Origin of the sequence: Xanthovirga aplysinae (genome assembly GCF_009711365.1) — a bacterium.
Lineage (GTDB): Bacteria > Bacteroidota > Bacteroidia > Cytophagales > Cyclobacteriaceae > Xanthovirga > Xanthovirga aplysinae.
In genome coordinates this window covers 1-8,040 of the sequence record NZ_SMMB01001098.1, presented here as the reverse complement: position 1 = coordinate 8,040, position 8,040 = coordinate 1, and the positions used below count along the sequence as shown (strand labels likewise).

General features: G+C 36.1%; 7 protein-coding genes. 4 read left to right on the top strand and 3 right to left on the bottom strand.

All coding sequences use genetic code 11. The annotated features are described in order from the left end of the window. Positions 1 to 167: 167 nt before the first annotated feature. Positions 168 to 2,699 (bottom strand): ATP-dependent Clp protease ATP-binding subunit, encoded by a 2,532-nt coding sequence (locus E1171_RS12835; RefSeq protein WP_155206406.1) that lies wholly within the window; start codon positions 2,697 to 2,699, stop codon positions 168 to 170. 138 nt (positions 2,700 to 2,837) lie between these two features. Further along, positions 2,838 to 3,503: a WbqC family protein gene (locus E1171_RS12830; protein ID WP_343031364.1), complete on the bottom strand. Its 666-nt coding sequence runs from the start codon at positions 3,501 to 3,503 to the stop codon at positions 2,838 to 2,840. A 233-nt stretch (positions 3,504 to 3,736) separates the two neighbouring features. Here E1171_RS12830 and E1171_RS12825 point away from each other — a divergent pair, with 233 nt between their 5' ends. Then, positions 3,737 to 4,624 carry a lysophospholipid acyltransferase family protein gene (locus E1171_RS12825; RefSeq protein ID WP_155206405.1) on the top strand — a complete coding sequence of 296 codons (888 nt, stop codon included), beginning with the start codon at positions 3,737 to 3,739 and terminating at the stop codon, positions 4,622 to 4,624. 35 nt (positions 4,625 to 4,659) lie between these two features. Here E1171_RS12825 and E1171_RS12820 read toward each other — a convergent pair whose 3' ends face one another. Then, positions 4,660 to 5,289 (bottom strand): L-threonylcarbamoyladenylate synthase, encoded by a 630-nt coding sequence (locus E1171_RS12820; protein WP_155206404.1) that lies wholly within the window; start codon positions 5,287 to 5,289, stop codon positions 4,660 to 4,662. Positions 5,290 to 5,551: 262 nt separating this feature from the next. Between E1171_RS12820 and mltG the strand changes: the two genes are divergently transcribed. From mltG to E1171_RS12805, 3 genes are all read left to right on the top strand, one after another. Then, positions 5,552 to 6,589: an endolytic transglycosylase MltG gene (gene mltG, locus E1171_RS12815; RefSeq protein ID WP_155206403.1), complete on the top strand. Its 1,038-nt coding sequence runs from the start codon at positions 5,552 to 5,554 to the stop codon at positions 6,587 to 6,589. Positions 6,590 to 7,051: 462 nt separating this feature from the next. After that, positions 7,052 to 7,465 (top strand): acyl-CoA thioesterase, encoded by a 414-nt coding sequence (locus E1171_RS12810; RefSeq protein WP_155206402.1) that lies wholly within the window; start codon positions 7,052 to 7,054, stop codon positions 7,463 to 7,465. Continuing rightward, positions 7,455 to 8,040, top strand: a 586-nt coding sequence (locus E1171_RS12805; RefSeq protein ID WP_187696433.1) for a YihY/virulence factor BrkB family protein, incomplete at its 3' end; no start/stop codon positions are given. The genes E1171_RS12810 and E1171_RS12805, both read left to right, overlap by 11 nt.

The window sequence follows — 8,040 nt, the reverse complement described above, 5'->3', positions numbered from 1 at the left end:
GGAAATATTTTACTTTTTCTGATTTGCAAAATTCATTTAATACTTAAAGTTTATCCCTTGATTATTAACTTTTTGTTTTGGTATAATGTTTAAAAACATAAATGGAAGAATATAAAAAAAGGCATCGTATAGATGCCTTTTTTATGTTTATAATTATTCACTATTAATTATTCTTCTTGTTTCTCTTCCTTCTTTTTCACAACGGAAACAGTTAGTTGTTCACTTTTGCTGTCATGATCTGCTTTGATGATATCACCTTCTGCAATTTCCCCTTTCAGGATCTCCTCCGCCACTGAATCTTCCAGATATTTTTGAATGGCCCTGTTTAATGGTCTTGCACCATATTGAGGATCATACCCTTTTTCTGCCAAGAAGTCTTTAGCTTTTTCAGTGAGTTTTACGTGATATCCCAAAGTAGTTATTCTTTCAAATAGCTTTGCCAGCGTAATATCAATAATTTGATGTATATGTTCGCGGTGCAGGCTATTAAAGACTATAACGTCATCCAGGCGGTTCAGGAACTCAGGGCTAAAAGTTTTCCTCAAGGCATTCTGAATGGTCGATTTCATCAATTCATCACCTTGACCCATTTTAGACTGGGTGGCAAAGCCTATACCCGATCCAAAGTCCTTTAGATCCCTTACACCAATATTAGAGGTCATGATGATGATAGTATTCCTGAAATCCACACGTCTACCTAGACCATCGGTTAAGATTCCGTCGTCCAGTACTTGTAACAGAAGGTTAAACACATCGGGATGCGCTTTTTCAATTTCATCTAAAAGTACAACACTATATGGCTTACGTCTTACTTTTTCAGTAAGCTGTCCACCTTCTTCATAACCCACATAGCCTGGAGGCGCCCCCACTAATCTGGAAACGGAGAATTTCTCCATGTATTCACTCATATCCACTCGGATAAGTGCGTCTTCCTTATCAAAAAGGTAGGTAGCCATTACCTTGGCTAATTCCGTTTTTCCTACACCGGTAGGCCCTAGGAATACAAAGGATCCTATAGGTTTTTTTGGGTCTTTTAATCCAACCCTTGTTCTTTGAATGGCTTTGGTTAATTTATTGATAGCTTCATCCTGACCAATCACTTTTGCGGTAAGTTCCTCCGACATGCCTAAAAGCTTGGAACCCTCATTTTGAGCAATTCTTTGAGTCGGAATTCCCGTCATCATACCAATTACTTCTGCTACATTATCTTCGTTGACTACATAGCGGTTAGTTCTGGTTTCTTCTTCCCAGCGTTTCTTAGCTGCTTCCAGTTGGTCGAGTAATTTTTTTTCTTTATCCCGTAGTTGAGCAGCCTCCTCATATTTTTGGCTTTTCACTACCTGGTTTTTTTCTTTTTTGACTTGTTCAATCGCTTCCTCAAGCAAAACGATTTCTTCAGGTACATGAATGTTGTTAATGTGTACTCGGGCACCTGCTTCATCTAACACGTCAATGGCTTTATCCGGAAGGAAACGATCACTGATATAGCGGTCAGAAAGCTTCACACAGGCATCAAGAGCTTCTTCCGTATAAGAAACATGGTGGTGGTCTTCATACTTCTCCTTAATGTTGTCCAGGATTTGCATTGTTTCTTCAGGGGTAGTGGCATCGACCATTACTACCTGAAAACGTCTGGCTAAAGCTCCGTCTTTTTCAATATATTGTCTGTACTCATCCAATGTTGTAGCTCCAATACATTGAATATCACCTCTTGCTAAAGCAGGTTTAAACATATTGGAAGCATCTAGGGAACCACTGGCTCCACCTGCTCCTACAATGGTGTGCAGCTCATCAATGAAAAGAATAACTTCCGGTGATTTTTCCAATTCGTTCATCACCGCCTTCATTCGCTCTTCAAATTGACCTCTGTATTTTGTCCCTGCTACCAAAGAAGCTAAGTCGAGGGTTACCACTCGCTTATCAAAAAGAACTCTGGAAACCTTCTTCTGAATGATTCTAAGAGCCAGACCTTCGGCAATGGCGGTTTTACCAACCCCTGGCTCACCAATAAGAATTGGGTTATTCTTTTTCCTTCTACTCAAGATCTGCGCAACTCTTTCAATTTCCTTTTCTCTACCCACTATTGGGTCTAGCTTGTCTTCTTCAGCTAACTTAGTCAAATCTCTACCAAAGTTGTCTAGTACAGGCGTACGAGATTTTTCAGTTCCTTTAGATTCTTTGGAAGAAGAGGATGAACCCCCACCAAAGATTCGAGAAGAATCCTCATCACTGTCATCCGTATCCGAAGATGACAGGGGTTGTTCTGTTTGATACTCGAGTAATTCTTTTACCACATCGTAGTTGACTTCAAATTTTTCCAAAATTTGTGTAGCAATATTGTCCTCATCTCTTAAGATAGAAAGGAGAAGATGCTCAGTTCCAATCAGCTGGCTTTTAAAAATTTTGGCCTCTAAATAGGTGATTTTAAGCACCTTTTCTGATTGTCTGGTTAAAGGAATATTAGCCACATTTTTCAAATTTCCTGTAGCGGTCCCCTTTGTCGCCTGTTCCACAGAATTTCTCAGCTCATCTAGTGAAATGCCTAATTTTTTTAGGAGATTAATAGCCACACCTTCCCCTTCTCTTATCATTCCCAATAAAAGGTGCTCAGTTCCTATATAATCATGCCCCAGACGAAGGGCTTCTTCCCGGCTCAGTGAAATAACTTCTTTAACTCTATTTGAAAATTTTGCTTCCATAAGTCAGGAAATAATATAATAAATTTAAATCTTTTAATTCGGCCTTCATAATTATTAAAAATAAGGGCCAAGATCTGGGCCCAAAAACTCACACCCACTATAATACAATAATAAAACGGTTCAGAAAAGATATTTGTTTTACTCTTTTACCGGAACAGAATTTTTTAGGATCTGTCTTGCATTCGGTCCTTCGCAGAAAAGAAGGTCAATTATACTTAAATTCCCGTAAAAATTTTCTCCAAAAATCTGTGGATAAGGAAAAGGATTGTAAAAATGTCTTTTAGTAAACGGTTCCTTGGGATAGATCACTGAACGTAGGTCATCTACTCCTGGTGGAACTTCCAGCAAAAATCTATCCGATACCTCCAAATCTATCTCCAGATTTAAAAAATTAAGACATAATTTAAGAAATTCCAGATTTAATTCTATCAAATATTCTTTTCTCTTATAAAAAACAGTGTGAAAAAAATCTGCATAAAACTCAAAAAAAGGAGCTTTTCCGTATGCTGATTGAATAGCTCGCCAATGATTGTTAACCCATTTTTGCTTGTAGTCGATTTTAAGGGTTTTTATGTTTGGTTTACTATTTCCATTTAAAACTGGGATCGATAGTGTTTCAACCTTTTGTGAGGTCAGAATATGGCACCTGTTTCTAAAGGTTTGTTTCTGGTAAGGTTCATTAATATCAACGATCAACCGAGTATAATTCGAAAGACAGACAAAATACTCCAAACAGGGTAGATAATGTAAATCAATTAAAACAGCATTATTTTTCATGGCTTCCTTTCCCTTACTTTCCTTCACGCAGCATTTTTATTTTGCAATTTATATAAATTTGCAGCATCCTACGACTAATGGCAAAAAAACCTATGGGTAACTATTGAAAAGAAACTAATTCTTTTCCACCTAATACTTTTTTGGCTTATGGTGGTTTTATATTCAGAAATAAGGTTATACCTATTAAGTACGATTATAGAACCAAGCAAGGGGGGATATAGTATAAGGAAATATTAACTGAATGAAATTTATATCATTACATGATTCTTTTAAAGCTTTTATCGAGGTTCCCATTTTGGCTTCTGTATGCCGCATCGGATTTTTTATATTTTTTGATTTATTACCTCATCGGATATCGGAAAAGTGTAGTTATGGCCAATTTGACCAGATCCTTTCCTGAAAAAGATCAAAAAGAAATTAAACTAATTGCGAAGAAGTTTTATAAAAATCTTACCGACCTGTTTGTGGAAGTTATTAAGGGGTATTCTATTTCAGAAAAGGACATTCGTCAGCGAATGAAGATCAAAAATCCTGAAATCTGGCATAAGTATTATTCACAAGGACAGTCCATCATTGTCATGACTTCTCATCAGGCAAATTGGGAATGGTTGTCTTATGTTTTTAATCTATATTCTGACTTTCAAATTGATGCCGTTTATCAGACTCTTCACAATAAACTCTCCGACCGGTTTATGAAGGAGGTTCGCAGTCATTTGGGTACCTATATGATTGAAAAGAGAACCCTTATTCGTCAAATGGTAGAAAGGAGAAACCTTTGCCGTTTACTAGTCATGGTTTCTGACCAAGGACCTCAAAATATTAAAAAGGGTTTTACCACTCATTTCCTTGGACAGGATACGACTTTCTTTTTTGGGGCTGAGAGGATCGCTCTGAAAAATAAAATGCCTGTGATGTTTGTGGCTATGAAAAGAGTTAAAAGGGGACATTATGAAACTGAAATTATTGAGATTGATAAGCCCCCTTTCCAAACTAAGGAACACTATATCACAAAGAAATACATTGAATTGGTAGAACAAAGTATTCGAGAAAACCCTTCGGATTGGTTATGGTCCCATAGGCGATGGAAACACAATATAAGGGCAGAAAAAAAGAGAAAGGAAAGGGAAAGAATTGAAGAAAAAGGTTAACTAAATTATTTTTAAGGGGGCTAACTTTAGGGCCATCAAAGAAATGGCTCAATATCACCCATACCTTGGCGTACTACTTCAATTTCATTTCCTGAACAATCCACAATCGTAGAGGCAATATTATTACCAAAGCCTCCGTCAATAATGGCATCTACCAAATTGCTGAATTTTTCATAAATCAACTCGGGGTCTGTAGAATATTCCAGAAATTCATCTTCATCCCGAATTGATGTTGTAATAATCGGGTTTCCCAACTCTTTTACTAACATTCGAGGGATATTGTGGTCAGGGATCCGTATCCCGATGGTTTTTCTTTTTGCATTGACAGATTTAGGTACTTTACTGGTAGCGTCCAGAATAAAAGTGAAGGGTCCGGGTAGGGCTTTCTTCATCAATTTGAAGATCGGAGTGCTGACGTTTCTGGTGTACTCCGAAATTTGACTTAGATCATCACAAATAAAAGAAAGAGTGCTTTTATCTTTCTTAATTCCTTTAATCCTGCATACCTTTTCAACTGCCTTACTATTGAAAATATCACATCCCAAACCGTATATGGTATCAGTGGGATAAATAATTACGCCTCCTTTTCTTAATATTTCTACAATCCGGTTGATTTTTTCTTGTTGTGGATTTTCCGGATGAATTTTAAAGTACTCCGCAGCCATTATTTTTTTAATTAGATTCTATGCCCCTCTAGTTCCCTTTATGGGAAATTTTGAATTGTACTATACTTAAATTGAATTTGGCGGCAAATAGGTAAATAAAAAACACTAAGAAAAACCAAAAGCAGTAAATTATTAACTGAAATTCAATGGAGAAAAGGTTGAAACACTTATTTTTTTTGGAAAAATCTGGCTCCATTGTTGAAGGAGTACAATTAAAGTTAAGCTTTGGCGGTTTAAAAAAGTAATTCTTATTTTTGCCTTTATGATTAAGAACAAGAAATTTCTGGTGGCCTTAATGGTCTTTGCTTCTGTATTTTTATCAACATTCTGCCTATACGTCTATCAAATGATAACTACGCCCAACTTGTTGGTAGGCAAGCAAGATAAATATATATATATTCCAAAGGGTGCAAATTTTAAAACTGTGCAAGATACCCTTTTTAAGGGCAATTATGTGGAAAATTTGGTTGCTTTCAGCGTTTTGGCTAAACTCATGAAGTATGATGAAAATGTTAAACCCGGACGCTATTTGTTGAAAGCAGATATGTCTAACCGGGAAGCTATTCTAATGCTTCGGTCAGGAAAGCAGGTTCCTGTGCATGTGACATTCAATAATGTGCGTTTAAAAGATGAATTGAGTGAAAAGATTACTCGAAAGCTGGAAATCGATAGTGTTGAATTTGGAAAAGTATTGAATGACACTTCACTTATTCAAAAGTATGGGTTTAATTCCTATACCATACCAGCAATGTTTATTCCCAATACCTATGAAGTGTATTGGAATATTGGTGCTAAAGAACTTTTTGAAAGGTTTCATTGGGAATATCAGCAATTTTGGAATGAAGAAAGGTTGAAGAAAGCGAAAGATATTGGATTAAGCCCAATTGAGGTATCTATATTGGCTTCAATTGTCCAGGCAGAAACCACCAAAATGGACGAAGCACCTAAAATAGCAGGGGTATATATAAACCGCCTGAAACGTAATATCCCATTACAAGCCGACCCCACATTAGTTTTTGCATTGGGAGATTTTACTATAAAAAGAGTGCTTACAGAAGATTTGAAGATAGATTCTCCTTATAATACCTATAAATATACCGGATTACCACCAGGCCCGATTAATGTTCCTTCCATTGCTGCAATAAATGCAGTTTTAAATTATGAAAAACACAATTATCTTTATTTCTGTGCCGATGAAGAGTTTACGGGTTACCATAATTTTGCCAAAACCCTAAAACAGCATCTTAATAATGCTCGTCGATTTCAAAAAGCATTAAATAAATCTCGTATCTACCGGTAGATACATCACTATAAAACAATTAGATTTACATAGGAATTAAGAATTATTCATAAATGTAATTCAATTTGTGGTTGAGATAATTCTTAATTTCTAATTCTTGTATCCATACTTCTTATCTATCATCTTTGTTTAGGATTTCAAATTATTCTCCAATATTCTGCTTATTTCTGCTTTTTTATCTTAATTTTTCACTTTTCAGGTAAAATGTATTTAATTCATATTCTTGAAATAGGTCCAAAATGTCTTTTAGAGAAATTTATCTTATTTTTCTTTCAAAAAAGATTGATTTATTAGGCTATTAGCATCTACAAATAACTTTTAACCTTTTTGTTCAATTGGTGTTATGGGGGAGCTCTTAATAAAATTGTTGGACATGGAAGCGAGATGTGTTTTTTACTTTTACCGTTTTACAGATTTAGTAAGCCTTGCTGTATTGGAAAATGAAAGGGAATTTTTTTAATTATGTTTGTTTTTGAGCACAAAATCAGAGTCCGGTATGGAGAAACCGATCAAATGGGTTTTGTTTACCATGGGAATTATGCCCTCTATTATGAAGAAAGCAGAACCGAAGCTTTAAGAAATCTGGGCATTACCTACAAGGAACTGGAAGAAGCGGGCATTATGCTGCCAGTCCTTGATATTAAAAGTAGGTTTAGGAAACCGGCAAGATATGATGACCTGTTAACTATTAAGGTAACAATGGAAACAGCTCCAGACGTAAAAATGACCTTTCACTATAAAGTATTTAATCAAGAGAAAGTATTGTTGAATACAGGTGAAACGACTCTAGTATTTGTAGACAGAGAAACTGCACGTCCCTGCCAAGCTCCTGATTATTTACTAGAGATATGGAGACCCCTTTTTGATGAAAAGTAGGATTCAGCATTACGTTCAGAATATCCGTTCCTACAATCGTTTAATTGAGCGCTTGAGGGCTACTCGATTAAAAGAATCTGAAGTATCCTGGTATACAATTATTCAAATTTTTTTAAGAAAAATTGTTCAGGATAATGTCTTTCAAGTGGCCAATGGGGTAGCTTTTAGCTTTACATTAGCTACTTTCCCTGCCATTATTTTCCTTTTTACACTTATTCCTTATATACCTGTTGAAGGATTGGACCATCAAATAATGGATTTCTTAAAGGAAGTCATGCCAAGTAGCTTGTTTAAATCTACTGCTGCTACCATTAATGATATCCTAAGCCGAAGAAGAGGTGGGTTGATGTCTTTTGGTTTTGCCTTTGCCCTATTAATGTCTACCAATGGGATGGCTGCTTTAATGGCAGCCTTTAACCGCTGTCGACACACGCGTGAAAGTCGGGGATTTCTTAAACTTAGGTGGGTAGCTGGGGTGCTTACTTTTCTTTTGGTTATAGTGCTTCTTTTGGCAATATTCTTATTAATTGTGGGGCAACAAATCATTAATTTCTTGGTAGACCATAATTTTTTGG

Excerpts from the sequence above, each read along its gene's own strand:
- E1171_RS12825 (WP_155206405.1), top strand. The coding sequence starts at position 3,737 with ATGATTCTTTTAAAGCTTTTATCGAGGTTCCCATTTTGGCTTCTGTAT.
- E1171_RS12835 (WP_155206406.1), bottom strand. The coding sequence starts at position 2,699 with ATGGAAGCAAAATTTTCAAATAGAGTTAAAGAAGTTATTTCACTGAGC.
- E1171_RS12820 (WP_155206404.1), bottom strand. The coding sequence starts at position 5,289 with ATGGCTGCGGAGTACTTTAAAATTCATCCGGAAAATCCACAACAAGAA.
- E1171_RS12810 (WP_155206402.1), top strand. The coding sequence starts at position 7,052 with ATGTTTGTTTTTGAGCACAAAATCAGAGTCCGGTATGGAGAAACCGAT.
- mltG (WP_155206403.1), top strand. The coding sequence starts at position 5,552 with ATGATTAAGAACAAGAAATTTCTGGTGGCCTTAATGGTCTTTGCTTCT.